17 protein-coding genes and 1 pseudogene are annotated in these 15,174 nt (G+C 53.7%); all 18 read right to left on the bottom strand.

The genetic code is table 11. From position 1 onward, the window contains the following. Positions 1-42 precede the first annotated feature (42 nt). Positions 43-750 (bottom strand): C40 family peptidase, encoded by a 708-nt coding sequence (locus RT644_RS00095; protein ID WP_313624903.1) that lies wholly within the window; start codon positions 748-750, stop codon positions 43-45. Position 751: 1 nt separating this feature from the next. Further along, entirely contained in the window at positions 752-1,507 is a 756-nt protein-coding gene (locus RT644_RS00090; RefSeq protein WP_313624901.1) for a phage minor tail protein L, read from the bottom strand. After that, positions 1,504-1,851, bottom strand: a complete 348-nt coding sequence (locus tag RT644_RS00085; RefSeq protein ID WP_313624899.1) for a phage tail protein — start codon at positions 1,849-1,851, stop codon at positions 1,504-1,506. The genes RT644_RS00090 and RT644_RS00085 overlap by 4 nt, the downstream gene beginning before the upstream one ends. Positions 1,852-1,855: 4 nt before the next feature. Continuing rightward, positions 1,856-4,360 (bottom strand): phage tail tape measure protein, encoded by a 2,505-nt coding sequence (locus RT644_RS00080; protein WP_313624897.1) that lies wholly within the window; start codon positions 4,358-4,360, stop codon positions 1,856-1,858. Continuing rightward, positions 4,341-4,649, bottom strand: a complete 309-nt coding sequence (locus RT644_RS00075) for a phage tail assembly protein T (RefSeq protein ID WP_007371439.1) — start codon at positions 4,647-4,649, stop codon at positions 4,341-4,343. Before RT644_RS00075 ends, RT644_RS00080 begins: the two co-directional genes overlap by 20 nt. Positions 4,650-4,657: 8 nt before the next feature. Continuing rightward, complete coding sequence (gpG, locus tag RT644_RS00070; protein ID WP_313624895.1) at positions 4,658-5,065, bottom strand: phage tail assembly chaperone G; 408 nt, start codon at positions 5,063-5,065, stop codon at positions 4,658-4,660. A gap of 35 nt (positions 5,066-5,100) precedes the next feature. Further along, positions 5,101-5,838 carry a phage tail protein gene (locus RT644_RS00065; RefSeq protein WP_409521830.1) on the bottom strand — a complete coding sequence of 246 codons (738 nt, stop codon included), beginning with the start codon at positions 5,836-5,838 and terminating at the stop codon, positions 5,101-5,103. 7 nt (positions 5,839-5,845) lie between these two features. After that, complete coding sequence (gene gpU / locus RT644_RS00060; protein ID WP_313624891.1) at positions 5,846-6,244, bottom strand: phage tail terminator protein; 399 nt, start codon at positions 6,242-6,244, stop codon at positions 5,846-5,848. Next, complete coding sequence (locus RT644_RS00055) at positions 6,241-6,792, bottom strand: phage tail protein (protein ID WP_313624889.1); 552 nt, start codon at positions 6,790-6,792, stop codon at positions 6,241-6,243. Before RT644_RS00055 ends, gpU begins: the two co-directional genes overlap by 4 nt. 11 nt (positions 6,793-6,803) lie before the next feature. Then, complete coding sequence (locus RT644_RS00050; RefSeq protein WP_313624887.1) at positions 6,804-7,076, bottom strand: ATP-binding protein; 273 nt, start codon at positions 7,074-7,076, stop codon at positions 6,804-6,806. Beyond that, positions 7,069-7,395: a capsid cement protein gene (locus tag RT644_RS00045; protein WP_313624885.1), complete on the bottom strand. Its 327-nt coding sequence runs from the start codon at positions 7,393-7,395 to the stop codon at positions 7,069-7,071. The genes RT644_RS00050 and RT644_RS00045 overlap by 8 nt, the downstream gene beginning before the upstream one ends. 82 nt (positions 7,396-7,477) lie before the next feature. Continuing rightward, positions 7,478-9,502, bottom strand: coding sequence for a ClpP-like prohead protease/major capsid protein fusion protein (locus RT644_RS00040; RefSeq protein ID WP_409521828.1), 2,025 nt, complete (start codon positions 9,500-9,502; stop codon positions 7,478-7,480). Next, a complete protein-coding gene (locus tag RT644_RS00035; protein WP_313624881.1) occupies positions 9,429-10,937 on the bottom strand; it encodes a phage portal protein in 1,509 nt (502 codons plus the stop codon). The genes RT644_RS00040 and RT644_RS00035 overlap by 74 nt, the downstream gene beginning before the upstream one ends. Continuing rightward, positions 10,937-11,149, bottom strand: coding sequence for a hypothetical protein (locus tag RT644_RS00030; RefSeq protein WP_313624879.1), 213 nt, complete (start codon positions 11,147-11,149; stop codon positions 10,937-10,939). The genes RT644_RS00035 and RT644_RS00030 overlap by 1 nt, the downstream gene beginning before the upstream one ends. Further along, on the bottom strand, positions 11,146-13,254 hold the full coding sequence (locus tag RT644_RS00025) for a phage terminase large subunit family protein (protein WP_313624877.1): 2,109 nt from the start codon (positions 13,252-13,254) through the stop codon (positions 11,146-11,148). The genes RT644_RS00030 and RT644_RS00025 overlap by 4 nt, the downstream gene beginning before the upstream one ends. Then, positions 13,254-13,745 carry a DUF1441 family protein gene (locus RT644_RS00020; protein WP_313624875.1) on the bottom strand — a complete coding sequence of 164 codons (492 nt, stop codon included), beginning with the start codon at positions 13,743-13,745 and terminating at the stop codon, positions 13,254-13,256. Before RT644_RS00020 ends, RT644_RS00025 begins: the two co-directional genes overlap by 1 nt. Before the next feature lie 305 nt (positions 13,746-14,050). Continuing rightward, on the bottom strand, positions 14,051-14,257 hold the full coding sequence (locus RT644_RS00015; RefSeq protein WP_313624872.1) for a hypothetical protein: 207 nt from the start codon (positions 14,255-14,257) through the stop codon (positions 14,051-14,053). Positions 14,258-14,936: 679 nt separating this feature from the next. Continuing rightward, positions 14,937-15,174: pseudogene (locus RT644_RS00005) on the bottom strand (hypothetical protein); the annotation flags it as partial.

Here is a 15,174-nt window from a genome sequence, read left to right as displayed (position 1 = left end):
TCCATGACATGTCATGTGATTAATCCTAACACAGCATTTCTATCAAATCTCTTGATAGCGTAATACCATCATTGTCCGTTCTTTCCAGTAACCGCCCCACGGCTCACGATTGCTCAGTCGTCCGTACAGATGGTGCAGCATCATGTTACCTTCCAGCAGGATCGCCGCATGATTCCACTTATTTGCCTGCACCTGCATGATCAGCACGTCGCCTGGTGCTGGCGAGCCAGACACCTCGCGAAATCCGCATTCGTACCAGTTGTCCTGGTATAAATTATCGGGGTATTGATCTTCCCACCACGGATAATCGACACGGTAATCAGGCAGTTCAATGCCGTGCGTCTGCCGGAACCAGCTCATCACCAGCCCCCAGCAGTCATAAACGCCGAGCACAAACGGGCGCTCCAGCAGCGGCAGTTCACCGCGCGGCAGGATGGTACGAAAATCGCCCTCCGGCCAGCTCACAATGTGCCACGGTAGCGTACTCAGATCGCATTGCGCTTTGTCGGCCTCGCTGGGCTGTGTGGTGGAGTCGGGGTGACTGTGTGCGATAGCCGTGACTGTTCCCCAGTCTTCCGCCATGGCATAGTCCTCCGGACAAAGGACAAAATTGTCCTCCGGTTTTTCGGCAATATTGCGGCACGCAAAATAGCGCTCCACCCGGCTTTTCTGTACCACCAGACCGCAGCACTCGCGGGGATATTCGGCGGCGGCATGCGCCATAATGGCATCAATGATTTTCTGGTGCATATCAGCTCCGGATCAGAGAAGTGCCGGGGAAGCCACCAAACGACAGTTCATTATTTTCCCCGAAACGCAGTTTGCACCCTGTCAGCGTGCCGTTGCATTCATCCTGCGACGGATCGCTTACCGGGTTATTGTGCTTATCGAAATAGCGCGTCCCGGCATAATCACAGCCATTACCGGAACGGTACTGGCCGCGAATGCACCAGGTACAAAGCGAATGTAACTGACGCGTCGGGATCATCAGTCCCTGCAGATCCATCGGGCTGGAAAGCGTGAACTCCACGACTTCGTTTGTCTCGCTGCTTTTCGCATCGATGTACCAGACCTGCATCTTTTCTTGGAGCGGATCGGCCGTCGGGTTTCCTTCAACAAAGTTCTGCGCATCAAGGTACTGCGCCAGCGTGTCGTGGATGGTGACTTTAGCCTGCAACATATCATCGTAGGCAAGGCACAGCGCAGTGATCGACGCGTCAAGGTTAGCGACGGACAGCTTCGGTGATGCGCTGCTGCCACTGGTTGACGCCTCAATCCCGTCCAGTTCATACGGCCAGGCTTTATATTCGTTTCCCTGCCACCAGACAGATTTCGCCGGAAGCAGGGTTTCGTCACCACCCGCCGCGGTAATTTCCGTCTCAGTGTGAGGGATGTTGTGGCTGTGGAAACGAAGAACATCGCCCACACCGAAAGCGGAGCCATCAACTTCTATGAGCCGGACCGTGTTTCCCGGTTCCAGTTTTTGATAGTCGCTGTTTAAACTCATGGTGCAAACGCCTGTTCAAAAGTAGCGGTAATCGTGATGACGTTTTGGCTTTTAACCACCTGTTGCAGGCTGTCTGCCTCAACACGCCAGAGAGCCAGAACCCCGAACGGTGGTTTAAAAGAAAATGATTTCGTCTTGTGCCGGCGCAGAAATGCATACATCTCCAGTGCCAGTGCCGGGCGGCCCGTGAACGAAAACTCAAAGGTCAGCAACTCGGTATGCAGTCCCGAACCACTGACCTGAGCATATCCGTCACCAAACTGTGCTTTTCTGACGGTATCTTTAACCTTTGTTGTGGGTTGTCCGGCCGACTGTATCGGCCAGGTAAAAGCTTCGATCGCCATCTCATCACCTGGTGTTATTTGCTGTCCAAATCAGACCGCCAGGGCGCAGCGCCTTAGCAATGCCGTCTCTCACCGATTGATCAATGACCTGCTGGTAAGCGCGGCCAACCCTGTCGTTTGATGCTCCCGCCTGCCCGTTCCCGTTTTGTTGAGTGACAACGGAAACCGGAGCGTAAACACTGACACCTGCCGGAGGAACAGAAAGAGAGGAAGAAGCATTGCCGACGAACCCTCCGCTGGCGTAACCACGCATCAGGCGATAGAGATTTCCTACACCAATGCGTTTCGTCGCCTCCTGATGAAAGACAAACTCACCTCGGTGCACAATACCGGCAGGATCGTACTTACCCCCCTGTCCGGTGAACCCGCCACCAGCAAATCCCAGAAATGAACCAACGGCGGTCCCGCCCAGCGCGGCTTTTGCGGTGCGCAGAACTGCCAGCTGGCTCACCATCTGTACAATCCCTTTAAGAAAGGTGGTGAGAAAGTCTTTGAAGTTTGATTTGCCCGTTGTCAGAAAATCAGTGAGCTGGGACGACATACCCGTGAAGGCACCCTGCGAAATCTGCTGTACCTGTGAATAAACGTTGGTGGCCGTATCTGCAAATTCAGCAAACCCTTTTTTCGCGCCAGCCTGCCAGTCGCTGCGCAATTTATCCTCTTCAGCGTAATAAGCGCGCAAGGCCGTCAGTTCTTGCTGATAATCGGTATCTGTCAGCTTACCGCCGGCGTTCAGCCAGCCACTCTCAAGCTGGGCAAATGAATTTTGTCGGGATGCATCACGATCACTTAACGTTGATGAATTTCTCAGCGCCGCCTGTTTCGCGGACATCTGCGTGACATATTTGCTCGCCGTGTCCATACGCTTATTCAGTTGCTCCTGCGCAACAATCTGATCGCCAAGCAAGGCTTTCTGCTGCGCCAGCGCAATAACCTGCTCTTTACTGGAAAGCAGGGACTGTTCCTGCTTCGTCAGCTTTCGCTTACCCGCGGCATCTTCCAGCACGGTGAATTGCGCTTCGGTAGCCCACAGGTCTTTACGTTGCTGGCTGATGACATCGTTAATGCTCTGGTGTTGTTGCAAAACCTTAAGCTGAGCCTGAAGCGCCAGCAGCTCAGCCGTGGATTTATCCTCCGCCCGATCACCGGCAGGTACGGTAGTCTTCGGCGCTTTCGGGTCTTTATACTTCTCGTTAACGGCGGCGGTAAGTTTGTTAAATTTATCCTGCGAGATGAGTCCCTGATCCAGCTGGCGCTGATACTTCGCCTGCAGGTCATTACGGATTTGTGCGTTTGTGCGGGCGTTTTCGAGAAATTTATCCGCCTCGACGTTGGCGGCGATCTGCTCTTTATTAAACTGCGCCGTTTTTTCAGCCTGTTGCTGACGCAGAATGGCAAGGTGATTTTCTTTTTCAGTCTGGGCATCAAGATTTTGCTGGCGCTCCTGATCCCCCTTTTCCATTTCAGCATTGATTGTGTCGAAAACGGCAGATCCAGTCTGGAACTGAGGTTTCGGTAAAGGGGTAGAGGTGGCTTTATCTGCCACCCTGTCATTCCAAAATTTATAGTCTTTTACTTTATCAATCAGTCCCTGCCAGTAGCTGGCGAGGCTGTCAACTTCGGTCTTGGCAGAATCAGTAAACTGCGTCTGGCTGTTACTGAGCGAATCAATAATGAGTTTTGTTGCACCCGCTTTATCGCCCAAATCAACCATATGTTTGACCTGCTCATACAGAGCAAGGTTGGCAAAATTGTACTGGCTGTTGATATCGACAAACGCTTTCAGCGGATCCTGCGGAATCTTGCCCAGTTGGGTGACAAGATCCTCAACGCTTTGCCCGGTGTTTTTCGACAGCGTCAGTGCCGTCTGGCTCACCAGGCGAATCTGTTCAATCGTCAGGCCAATCCCCGTAGCCTGGGCCACCGCAGCAGCGGCAGCGGTTTTACTGGCATCAGCATTTTTGGCGATGGCCACTGACAGGCGTGAAAGACTGTCACTGGTCTGCCCGCTGATATTGCCGGTTTTTGCCAGCGCCTGGTTATAGGCTGTCGACTGCTGGCTACTCCGGTAAAGATCCAGAGAAAGCAGCGCCACACCGCCCGCCAGTGCGCCGATACCAAGTGTCACCGGGGTGATCAGGCCCAGCATAATACGAAAATAATCACCCACCCCGGTAAGCGCCCCTTTGACGCCGCCAAAGGAGTCTTTGATCTGCCCCCCCTGCTGGAGAAGAATCAGAAACGGGGACTGTCCGCCAGCGAGCTGTGTTGCAATGTCGGTGAACTGCGCCGGTAATGTCTGCATTGCCGCGCGGTACTGACCAACTGAAATACCCGCTTTCCGGGCTGAAATTTCCTGCCGGCTGAATGCCTGCTGTACCTGTAACGCAGCATCATTTGCCGCCTCGCCCGCCCCCTGTAACTGTCGACGGGCAAAGGCAATCTGTTCCGTAAATTTTGCGTTATCGATATCAAGGCTGACGACAAGATCACCCACTGGCTGGGCCATAGCGTTTTCCTCCGGAAATGCCCTCAGCAAGATGCATCATCGTTTCGTCATCCTGTTCAGGTACAGATTTTAGGGGGTTAAGAAGACTGAAATCAGCAGGGGTAAGACCATGGTCTTTGCACATCATATCGACGACAAGATGGCTCAGGCAGGCGAAGTGGTTATCGAGCAGATCATTACTGAAAAGCTGAACGCGGTAGAAATCCCCCCACTCTGCTAGTTCAGTGGAAGACATTGCAGAAAGCATCGCGCGCCAGTCTGGCCTGCCAAACTCGCGCGCCAGCTTCATCACGAAATTCAGCTCACTGGCGTGGACTTTTCCGGTGTGGCGCTTTCTTCCCTGACGGACTCATCCTCATCAGCGGCTTCCTTTGCAGGGGGAAGCATCAGCGACATCTCCAGCACAACAAATTCTGCCTGACTGATTGCCGGAAGCGGCCATGTGGACATCACCTGCTGCTGCAGCTCATCAACCGACGGGCCATTGATATTGGCCTGCCAGAGTGACATGGCCACCAGCCTGGACGCGACTTTTACGCCGACAATTGAAGCCATCTGTGTGCGGAGTGCTTCATCACCATCAACCGGGATCTCTTTTGAGACTGTGGCGAGATAACCAATATACTCAATGCGCTGAAGTGCGGAGATCTCATAGAGAATGGTCTCCTCGCCGTTGAACTTAAATTTTACAGTTTTCAGAAACATGGATTACTCCGTGGGCGGGGCGTATGCCCCGGTGATCAGGAAACGACAATCTCGAGTTGCGCGACAAGCTGGCCGTCGTTGGTCATCACGATGATATCCGCCGTACCGGCAGATTCGCCTTTATAAGTGAGTGTTGAGCCATCTGCGGTAACCGACACGATGGCCGGATTACTGGAGGCGACACGGAAGGATTTATCCGTGGCGCCAGCCGGTGCGACAGTAACCGTCGCGGTGCCGCTATCCCCCACATTAATGGCATCAGTGGTTTTATCCATCGTCACGCCGGCGACGGCGACAACAGGATCACGCTGGTCTTCGGCCAGTGACGGTTTACCGTTATTGGTGATTTTCGCCGTGCGGGTGATAACTTCGTTAGACGGGATAGCTTTACCCAGGCTGCTGGCCCAGCCTTTAAACACATCAACAGCGCCATTGGGATACTTGATTTTGTAGGCACGCTCTTCACCGTTGTTAAACCAGCTCACCAGATCCTGTTGTCCGGATTCGCCCGGCTTCCAGGCCAGCGTAAAACTGGTGTCACCCGCTGATTTTGTGCCCTGGGCGGTAGATGCCCATTCAGCATCCTCATCATCAAGATAGCTGTCGTCATATGATTCAGCTGTCATATCACCGGGCGTCAGCTCTTTAATCTTCGCGAGTCGGGTCCAGTCGATATCCGACAGCGGGTTTGCATAAGGGTCACCGGTACCGGAATAAATCCACAAAGTTGTTCCGGCGCCTTTCACGGGTACTGCAGGCGATTTCGCCATAATGCGGTCCTCACATTGTGTAGGTGATTGAATATTTCAGATCAACGGAACCCCAGGTCGCGGCTTCGTCATCGCGCTGATAGTCATAGCTGACGGGTGACAGCGTTTCGACAAGCGCATCCAGCGCCGGGATGTCATTCAGCACAGGGTGAATACGGTCTTCACTCCAGGCATCAAGCGCGCTGTCGGTCTCGGTTGCCTTGAGGAAAACCTCAATATGCAATTCTGCCGTCCACATCTCGCCGTCCAGCTCGGATTCACTACATTCAGCGCTGGAGATATAGACGGCGACGGCGGGTAAATCGCCTGGTTCAATGAATGCCGGACGACCGTCAAAAAAAGTGGTTTCAGTCGTGATTGCCGCCTGTAATGCAGAAATCACAGCAGCACGGATATCGGTATGAATCATTTAAGGATCAGTCTCAGTTGTCGGTTCAGCGCTGCGGACAGTTCTTTTGGAAGATCGGACTCCCGCAACCCACTTACTTCCCTGTTAAATGCCTCAGTAAGCGGAGCTGAAAGAGGTATACTCACCACCTCAATCGGGTAACGGCTTTTCGTGGTGCGCCTGAGTACGTGCCAGCGTCCATTTGACAGTTGCTGGATAAAGGCGCCGGGAAAAGAATATTTGCCGATCCGCAGGATGCTGTTCGCTCCCCTGCTGTCTTTTTTGCGCCGGGATAAACGCACGCTGGCCGGACCAAGTTTGATAGCCGGTAAATTCCCGCGGTTAACACGGATAGTGACCACAGGTTTTCTGACTGTGGCTTTTTTAACGCGCGCGCGCTGCCTGACGAGTTTTTGCGGCAGTTTCTTCTCCCCCGCTACCGCTTTTGTACTGCGCGATACCGCACGGGAAGCGATACGGTTCACTGCCTGAGCAGATGCCCGCGGTACAGCCGTTTTACTGATGCTTTCCAGATTGCGCATCGCCTGCTCAAGCCCTTTGATGGACATGACACCTCCCGTCACTCGATGAAGATACGGGGCTTACCGTTAAAAATGTCGTGCCGGGTGACAGCAAAGGACTCCCCCTCATAGTCGACGACATCATTTCGCTTTGGTCTGTAGGGAGAGAACACCACCAGCGACAAGCCATTCCCCTTCAGCGGCCCCATCTCTTCCAGGAACTCGGCAGGCACAACGTTCAGTGGCGTGCCGTTGATGATGGCGGTTTTTCCCATCGTGGCGACGGTTGCCGCGTCCATGCGGCTGACCATATTGTCGAAGGGGTTAGGCATTGATTTTCACTTCAATAACCGTCGTCGCAGCTGCTGCAACCTCCCAGGCAACACCTGCAGCGATGGCATCGGCTTCATCGAGTTGCACCACACCGTCTTTCAGAAAAACGCGGGTACCCGCAGCAATGGCGTCAGCCGGGAGCTTCGGAAGGAGAAACACGCCTTCGGTGAAGCCATCACCGGTTTCACCGGGCTGGATTGCGGCGATTGCGACAGCCACAACGGAGCCGACAGCAACGGGAGCACCGCCGGGGATATCGGTCTGACCGCTGTTGATCAGGGGAATGGTTTTACCATCCTGAATAAAATTCTTAGCCACAGAGCACTCCTTTCAGCCCGAGACGGGCTGAATTTTGGGTATAAAAAAAGCCCTCACGGGCGTCGGTTTCTGCAATGGGGGATTACTTCCCGCTGGATTTCACCATGCCGCGGTAATCAAGCGGTGCCACGCCAGCATCGATACGGACTTTTGTCGCAATACCATCGGTGGTGAATCCTTCCTGCTGGTCGATATAAGGCGTATCAACCCCGTTCAGATAAGCCACTTCAATGGTGTCGCTACCCTGCGCAGCGGCGAGATACCAGGCTTCCGCATCCGCATCATCCAGACGGGCTTCCGCGATAACTTCGGCAAAGTTCTGGATGGGGTTAATGATACCGGCATTGACGTCAGCGCCTTTGACGCTGGCAGATTTGATGGTCTGGTTTGCAGTGGTTTCCAGACCTACCGGCACCAGCATAAAGGCCGGACGGATATTCAGGGAGCGTTCGCCCTCTTTCTGCAGGCGCATCAGTTTACGTGCGTTATCGAGGCTGGTTACGGAGATAGCACCCTGGGAGAGGTTTTTGTGATCTGCATGGAAAATGCCTTTCCCGTCAGACAGTTTTACGTTTTTGGTGAGCACGGCATAAACCAGATCGCCGATGGTGCCTTTAGCCGCCCGCCCCATCTTCATCGGGACATCCGTTAACTGATTCAAATCATCGTTAATAATGGCCTGGCGGGTGACAGAGAAAATCTCACCGTAAGTGGCCAGCGCAATGGTTTCGCCTTTATCCCCTGTGGTGACGTATTTGTATTCTGCCCCCTCGCGAACCTGTCGCAACGACGGGAAGCCGCCCATACCGACGCGGTGCGCCGTTTTAAAGTCAGACAACTGGCCTTTTTTGGTCCAGCGCTGGAAGGTCTCTTCCGCTTCATCCCAGCCCTGCAACAACGCTTTGTTGGCAACATCGAGCAGAATATTGCCAAAATCAGAGGTGCTGTGCGTCAGCGCCAGGCCGACCATCTGCATCGGATTATGGCTTGCAACACCAATGCCGCGTTCAGTCAGGGACATCCGCGCGTATTCACGCAGGGTCATGCCGTTATAAACGTTATCCCGCTCCTGATCTTCAAACCCCGCGCGCGCCATCAGCGCCTGGCGGATACCGTCACCGCAGAAATTACCGTTGCCCGCATAAATGTGAGCCGGTGTGGTTTTGTTGGATGGCGTGGACGTTTTCCCGAGCTCAGCAAGGAGCAGGTCTTTAGCCTGGTCGACGGAACATTCCGGATCCGCAACACATCTGGCCTGAAGCTCCTGATGTTTCCCGCCAAACATCGCGAAGAGATCGCCGATGCCATTGACACGGGCTTTCTGCTCCGACAGCACCAGTGCACGAATGGTCGTTTCGTCCGCACTGGCAGGCGTAGCCGGGGTGTTTTGCGGTGCCGGGTTCTCGCGCTGCGCGCTGTTGCGCGGCGGCGTGATCATATTACGAATGCTGCTTGGCATCTTTTCGAATTCCTCAATACGTTTGGAATGAATACAGGCCATCGCCTGCAGTGAAGGGGTAACCTGATCGGCGAAACCCATGGCGAGGCACTCAGCGCCATCCATCCAGGTTTCATCTTCAAGCAGGGCTGCAATCTCCTCAGTGGACTTGCCTGTTTTCTGTGCATAAGCCGGAATTAGCACAGATTCGACCTTATCCAGCAGGTCTGCGTAATCGCGCATGTCGTTGGCATCACCACCCGCAAAACCCCATGGCTTGTGAATCATCATCATGGTGTTTTCCGGCATGATGACCGGATTACCGACCATCGCAATGACTGACGCCATTGACGCGGCCAGACCATCAATGTGAACAGTGATGGACGCACCGTGATGCTTCAGCGCATTAAAAATGGCGATGCCGTCAAAGACATCGCCACCCGGTGAATTGATGTGAAGATTGATCAGGCTGATATCGCCCAGCGCCTTTAAATCGCTGATAAACTGCTTTGCCGTTACCCCCCAGTAGCCGATTTCATCATAAATAAAAATATCGGCTGTGCTGCTCCCGCTGGCCTGCATGCGGAACCAGGAGTTACTTTTTGCGCTGGCTTTCGGACGGTGGCGCGCCCGGCTCTTTGGCTTCGGCACTGGTGCCTCCTTTATCATTTGAAGGGTCTGTATCAAACACCAGCCCCAGTTCTTTGTTTTCGTCGATTTCTGCTTTGCGACGGGATTTAACGTCATCAGGGTTGCGACCACTGGCGCGCACCCAGTCAGATTCTGTGGCGGCACCACCCCTGATCTGAGTTTTCCAGGCGTTGGCCTCTTTTACCGGATCAATCCATGGCATCACCGGGCCGGAGTAGACGGCGTTATAGAGCGTGTCCATGTCGACACCACGTGGCACCACAATTTCACCGGATGCCACCGCAATTTTCAGCCAGGCGCGGTACATTGGCCGGGTTACCGCGCCGATAAACCAGTTCTGCAGGATAAGGTAGCCGTCGGTGGACTCGACCAGCTCCTGACGCTGCGCGCTATAGGTCCCGTTGTAGTTTCTCGCAGTACTCGAAAAACTCAGGCGGATGCCGGCAGCGACGGCGCGCAGCTGACCGTTGCGGAAAGTCTCCAGGTTGGGATTGGGGCGGTCAGATTTAATCATCCCAATCTCTTCACCGGGCTGCAGGTCGTCATACAGCATACCGGGCTGGATCATCAGCTCGCGGTCATCTTTGCCCGTTCCCGCTGAATCATCCTCATAACTTTGCCCGTCCCCTTTTTTGATATACATACCCAGCGCGGCGGCAATACGGGCGGCAGTCAGCTCTGAATCCTCATACTCTTTCAGGGCACTGAGCCGCATCAGCACACCGGAAAGCAGCGAATTGCCGCGGGTCTGGTGCAGCCGCCGGGTATACTTCAGGTGCAGCATGTTTTCCGCATCAACATCCTTGGTGTCGAGCTGTTTGCCTGTCACCGGCAGAATTTTGTAGACCTGGTATCCTTTCGGACGCCCCCAGTCATCGAGGTAAACCCCCTGGCTGAGTTTGCGGGATTCATCGCTGTTCATCGGGACGAAATCCGCTTCCAGCGCCTCCAGCCAGAATGGGATCCGTGCTGAGGGCACCAGACCGTTCCCCGTTCCGCTGACTATCTGGGCGAATACCTCGCCGTCACGCAGCCAGCTGCGAAGCATAAGTCGCTCCAGCATGGGGCGGGTGAACTGGCCGGTGACCTCCGGTTTAACAGACCATTCAGCGAACTTCTTGCGGATATCCACCACCAGCTTTTTCGCTATTTTGCCGCTGTTCATCTTGGGGTGCGGCTCCACCACAATCCCGTTGGCCCCCACGACACGCTCTTCCAGCTTGTCGAAAATGCCGATCACCAGATCGTTGTTGTTGTCGAGCCAGCGCGCCTGCTCCCGAAGGGAAACGGCGCCCATCTGGCTCAGCTGGTTAGCGGAGCGATTTTCCCGGCGTGCCTTGTGTGTCCGGGAAGGTTTTGCAGCCTCATAAGCCTGTATCACTGCCCTTGCCCGCAGCCGTGAAGCTTTCCATGCTGGCGAAAAAAGCCCGATTGCATCGTCAAGGATGGTCATCAGAACCTCGCCAGTCTGTAGCCCGGTCTGCCCCGGCGTTTGTTGTTAATCGCAGCAAGTCGACGCTCCCACTCCTGCCGTCCCTTACGGATCTCGGCCAGATTTTCAAAGCTCATCTGCTGCCCGTTAAAGGTGATGGATTTGCCGCCCAGCACCGCCATTTCTGCGTCGGTGTAACGCTGGATCATGGCTTCAATGTCATTCTGGTTCACACCCAGCCTCCTGACGTAACCCACGGGTTTGCTTCTGTTTCGGATTTCGACTTCTTACGCCGGGTTTTAACTACCGGCACGGGATGGGCTTCCGGCGCGGGTGGCGTTTCGCCAGTTTCCGCCGGCGCGTCCTCCAGCCAGGTTTCCCGCCGTGCCCACTCAGGTGCATCCGGCCATTTGATTTTCTCGTAGCCATGAAGGGTCGCCAGCGCGCTGGCATAGACAAGCAGGTCGAAGGCTTCATTCGCGCCGCGCCCCGGTTTGCTCCATTTGCCATCGGTTGATCGCTCCTCATACGTCAGTTCGTCGTAAAACCAGCTGCCGAGCCATTTCGGGAAATGCACATAATTCGGACCAGGGGATTCGCGCCATAAGGCGTTATTAACCTGGTCTTTTAGTGCATCAGTCTGGAGAAGATACAGCGGCACATCACCCGCGGCTTTTGCCCGACGGGTGGACCTGTCAGTGTTATCAGGGAATGTGCGGGTGATGAGTTTCGAACGTCGAACGCTGTCGCCCTTGAAGAGAAATATCCGTTTACCCAGGCCATCCCGGCGGCATTTGCGCCAGAATTTATAGGCATTGTCGGTGACGCCATCCTCACCACCGGAATCGACCGCCATTGCCATCAGTCGCATGCGTTTTTTCGGGTCGCCTGCCAGAGGCCAGGACTTTTCAAACACATCAGAAAGCAGTAAATCCCAGTCCTCGGGATAACTGGCGGGATCAACCGGGTAACACTCGCCATCCTGGCTGGCTCGCAAGGATTGCCGGATGTTGTAGCGATCGACAAGCCATCGTTCGCCCTGCGCGCCATATCCCGTCACCTGAACCACAAACCGGCGGGATTTACCGCCCTGAACGTCGACAGTCGCCACAATAAATTCAACACCGTCGGGTACTGCGCGTTTTGGCACATCCTCGGCACGCTGCTCAAGCAGTTCACTTTTACGCTGTTCAAGGCTGGCACGGGGCAGATAAGGCCGACCAAAGTCGGTATTGACCACCGTTTTGAGCGTTTCCTCACTCCGGGTGGCTTCATACTCCTGCTCAGCCGTGAGGAATTTATAAATCATCTGCGCCCACGTCTGGTAAGCAGCAGCAGGCCCCTCCATCCAGAACGATGCAATACGCGAGCGGCGCGGTTCACCATATCGATTGCCATCCCGGTCTATTTTTTCCCCGTCGCGTAGCCAGACATGCCGGATATTCAGTTCACGCTTCATCTCCGGAGTTATCCTGCCCTTGCAGGCAGGGCACTGGAGATAAGCGGCTTCACTTGCCAGAACCGGATCCGCCGTTTCCCTGTACCCCGCCATATTGGCGATTTCTGGCTGGAAATATTCGTGGCAATGCGGACACTGCCAGTACAGGCGGCGACGGTCGCCACGATTAAATAAAGAGAGGATACCGGTAGTCGGCGGCGCTTCATGTGGCGATGCAGGCCGCCATTTAGTGTCACGAATATCGCGACCGGGCGAGCTTTCGACCAGGGTCATGCCGCCGGACATAAACGTGGTTGTTCGTTTTGAACCGAGTGAAAACGCATCACCTTCCCCGTCAATATCTTCGGGGAACCGGTCGTAGTCAGTAAGCGCCACACTTTTATAGTCCGACGACGACATGATATTGACCGATGGCCAGCCGAGTTTGAGGTAGTTACCCGCCCGGAATGTCCGGTCATGGACGTTATTATCATTGCGGCGGGGACTCAGCCGGGCTTTGACTTCCGGACTGCAGCGGAATGTCCTGTCGAGGCGCTTTTTCGAGTGCTCGCGCGCTTTCTCCTCGGAAACCTGGATAACCAGCATGTCAGCCGGATCGCAGACAATGTTGTAGACAATCCAGCCATCGATAAGACCAATGGTTTTCCCGGTTCGGGCTGGCCCGACAAAAACCACTGCATCATATTCCCGCGATGCCAGGCAATTCATCGGCTCAATAATATAAGGTGCAAGATTTGGATCCCATGGCACGGAGTTACCCGCGCCCATCGGCACACGCATATATGAGCTGACCGCATCGGCCACCTGCATACGACGCGGGGCACGTAAAATGCCGGAGACATCGCGGCGGATCCCCCTGGCAGATGCCCTTTTTGCCATCAGTCCTCCTCTGGCTCTCCCTCCTCTGGTTCGGCGTCCATCACTTTTTGTGCCACCTGGTCGCGCAGATCATCAATAACACTCTGCACGCGTGATACCGCAACCGGCGTCAGCGCACAGTCGCGCTCAAGAATATCCGGGAGAGTCTCAAGCACCATAACGACAGCTTTCGCCATTAATGAAAATTCCCGTGCAACGTCTTCGGCTGGTATCAGTTGATTTGTGTCGACCTGGAATTTCAGCCGCTCATTTTCAGCTTTCCAGTGAGCGAGCCTGTCTGCTGGCTCCATCTCTTCTACGTTTGCCGTGGAAACGGTCGGGATCATCAGTTCGCACAGAATGTCTGTGACGAGATAAAGTTTCAGTTTGCTGTTACTACCGGGGGCCGGGCTGACATTTTTCAGCCGCGCAGCAACCGTCTGCCGGTGCACGCCAGTGATACCGGCGAGCTGGTTGATATTGAGTTTTAACGCTGCGATTTCCTGGTCCATGATGATGAACACTTTTTGAACAATTCGACATCATTGAATATCGGACACCTTAAAAATCAATAAGCTGCCCACATGATGATGATGACTATAAAATGCGAAAACTAGCCGAAACCCGCGGCCGCGTCGCCCCGTGGCAGGCGATCCCGCCGGGAGGACCCACTTAAATGATAATATTTATCAATATCATTAATAAAGAATGATTGCAGGCTCACAACGGAAAGGCTCTCGATTGTTTTGCGTATAAGAAGCGCAATAAAAAAGCCACCAGCAGATGCCAGTGGCTTAGTTATGACTTTTCAAAAAAGTTATTTATTCATGCCTGTCTGAATAGCATCAGCAAGACGCTCTATTTGTTCGGCAGCATATTTTAAATCTTGTTCTACTTTATCTGGCCTTGAATTTGCAACGCTTGCTCCTGCTGAAGATTTTGCAATCTCTAAAGCCGCTTGCATAGCAAGAATGCGTTGTTTTTGCTCGCGTGTTGCTGATGAACCAAAATAGCTTTCTAACATAACAATCTCCTTTTCATTGTTTAGAGATTGCACAATACGCTTAAGATTTATTCCAATAAAGCATTATCACAGGCACTCAGTGAATGCCTGCTGTAATGCAATTGCGACCGTTCTACGCTACTTAAGCAGTCTGTTTGAAGCCTCAACGATTTCCCGTGAGGTTATCTCTCTGTCAGAGGCGACGCAAAACTCAGTATGATCACCAGTTAGCGAATGAACTCCCGCATACATAATCTTAAGATGAGCTTCCTCACCATTCGGATATTCACGGAGTATGGTGGTAGTACCATCTACAACCCTGACAACAACCACCGGTTGTCGATTGAAGAACACCAGAACATTTTTCATAGACATCCCTAATGTGAGAAAAGGCCACAATAAGTGGCCTTTGATTAGTATCAGCTTGAAGTCAGAATAGTGACTCGCAGGAGCCACCCGGGCGATACATGTTTTCTGATCCACTAATAACCGCTGCCTTTCTGGTGTTGGCAAGGCGGCGGTGGATTAAGTCTACAGTGTTTTAAATTTTTAACATTGCAAAGAGCAAGACGATGTCATTTATGCTGAAAAACTTTATTTTCTAGTACGATAAAACTGATGAAGCAGTTTTAATCACTACAAGCCCTACACGTTTGCACCCTCACAGCGGCATCTATTCAGTTGTTACTATCTGCCCAGTTCACTTTTGGGCATTTTCACCAGAAGTGTTTTGAGGCTGTTGCTCGATATCCCGAATACCAGCAAAGTTGTTATTGCCCTGCTCGATGGTGGCGAGCAGAGGCTTAATCCACAGCACCGCCTGGCAATATGTCAGCCCTCGGGTGGCAGCGGCACTACCATCGGCTGTGTCAGGCTGGCCGGGATCGGCGTGCATTGCGCTGGCACGTAAACGGTAGGCGTACTCGAGCAACCCGCGA

Source organism: Kosakonia sp. (genome assembly GCF_032104925.1).
Classification (GTDB): Bacteria; Pseudomonadota; Gammaproteobacteria; order Enterobacterales; family Enterobacteriaceae; genus Kosakonia.
Note: the sequence above shows the minus strand (reverse complement) of the source record. Positions and strands in the feature narration are given on the sequence as shown.

Bases quoted from the DNA above. Each gene is read 5' to 3' on its own strand.
- RT644_RS00025 (WP_313624877.1), bottom strand. From the start codon at position 13,254: ATGGCAAAAAGGGCATCTGCCAGGGGGATCCGCCGCGATGTCTCCGGC.
- RT644_RS00050 (WP_313624887.1), bottom strand. From the start codon at position 7,076: ATGCCTAACCCCTTCGACAATATGGTCAGCCGCATGGACGCGGCAACC.
- RT644_RS00035 (WP_313624881.1), bottom strand. From the start codon at position 10,937: ATGACCATCCTTGACGATGCAATCGGGCTTTTTTCGCCAGCATGGAAA.
- RT644_RS00095 (WP_313624903.1), bottom strand. From the start codon at position 750: ATGCACCAGAAAATCATTGATGCCATTATGGCGCATGCCGCCGCCGAA.
- RT644_RS00085 (WP_313624899.1), bottom strand. From the start codon at position 1,851: ATGGCGATCGAAGCTTTTACCTGGCCGATACAGTCGGCCGGACAACCC.
- RT644_RS00090 (WP_313624901.1), bottom strand. From the start codon at position 1,507: ATGAGTTTAAACAGCGACTATCAAAAACTGGAACCGGGAAACACGGTC.
- gpG (WP_313624895.1), bottom strand. From the start codon at position 5,065: ATGTTTCTGAAAACTGTAAAATTTAAGTTCAACGGCGAGGAGACCATT.
- gpU (WP_313624891.1), bottom strand. From the start codon at position 6,244: ATGATTCATACCGATATCCGTGCTGCTGTGATTTCTGCATTACAGGCG.
- RT644_RS00080 (WP_313624897.1), bottom strand. From the start codon at position 4,360: ATGGCCCAGCCAGTGGGTGATCTTGTCGTCAGCCTTGATATCGATAAC.
- RT644_RS00015 (WP_313624872.1), bottom strand. From the start codon at position 14,257: ATGTTAGAAAGCTATTTTGGTTCATCAGCAACACGCGAGCAAAAACAA.
- RT644_RS00075 (WP_007371439.1), bottom strand. From the start codon at position 4,649: ATGAAGCTGGCGCGCGAGTTTGGCAGGCCAGACTGGCGCGCGATGCTT.
- RT644_RS00020 (WP_313624875.1), bottom strand. From the start codon at position 13,745: ATGGACCAGGAAATCGCAGCGTTAAAACTCAATATCAACCAGCTCGCC.
- RT644_RS00055 (WP_313624889.1), bottom strand. From the start codon at position 6,792: ATGTCCATCAAAGGGCTTGAGCAGGCGATGCGCAATCTGGAAAGCATC.
- RT644_RS00040 (WP_409521828.1), bottom strand. From the start codon at position 9,502: ATGATAAAGGAGGCACCAGTGCCGAAGCCAAAGAGCCGGGCGCGCCAC.